The sequence below is a fragment of the Bacillus sp. LR--39 genome (assembly GCF_053613335.1).
This window is the reverse complement of record NZ_JBSIOT010000560.1, coordinates 1-865: the sequence shown is the minus strand read 5'-3', so window position 1 is coordinate 865 and position 865 is coordinate 1. Positions and strand designations below refer to the sequence as shown.

1 pseudogene is annotated in these 865 nt (G+C 49.6%); it reads left to right on the top strand.

Annotation, left to right across the window (positions count from 1 at the left end):
* A pseudogene (locus tag ACWHAR_RS24910) lies at positions 1–742 on the top strand (bacteriocin maturation protein); the annotation flags it as partial.
* Positions 743–865 lie beyond the last annotated feature (123 nt).

The window sequence follows — 865 nt, the reverse complement described above, 5'->3', positions numbered from 1 at the left end:
TCTGTGGGAAGAAAAACATTTGCCGCAGCTTCCATTAGCACAATGCTTTGTTCAGACAGCAGATCCGCTCTCTTCCGGACCTGCGGAGCTTTTGCCTGAGACGGTTTCGGTCGGTTTGACCCATCAAGAGGCGCGGCGGGAAGCCGGGCTGACGGGGATTGAAATGTATGCATCAAGGTTGACCCGTTCTTATCCGAATAACGGAGATTTCGCGATCGCCACCGGAGAAACGCTGGCTGAAGGCGTATTAAGGGGATTGGAGAAATGCCTGGAACACCGGTTGTGCGAACGGATAAAAAGCGGAAAAGAAATGATTTCCCTCGTTCAGCTGGACGGAATCGAAGACCGGCATTCTGCATTTTATTTAAAAGCGCTGACAGTCTTGTACGGCCAACCGGAAATCGGTTTAGGGAAAAACATAGAAGGCTTCCCTGTCGCATGGGCGGGAATTCGCGGGCGCTGGTACAGAAGTTCTGGACTCAACATCACATCCGCTCTCAGAAAAGTGCTCGAACGGGCACTGACAGACAAAGATCCTTTGAAAGGTGCGGATGTTCTGCTGGAGCCTGGTGAACTGAAGCTTGCTATCCCCGTTTCAGCTGCTTTGCAAAAAACACTGCTTTCCGCCTTGAAAAACAACCGGGGCTTGCAGCTGTATGTCTATGAGCTGCCTGTTGAACCATTTTTAAAAGAAAAACTAGCAGGAATCTATTGCGTGCAGTTGCGAAAGGAGGAACCTTGATGAAGCGCTGTATTTTGGTCGTTGGCGAAGGATTGATGGCTGAAGGCGCATCACAACAATTATCTGCTGAATATAACGTTATCCGCAGGTCTGATTTTGAGAACAGAATACCGGCGGAGACTT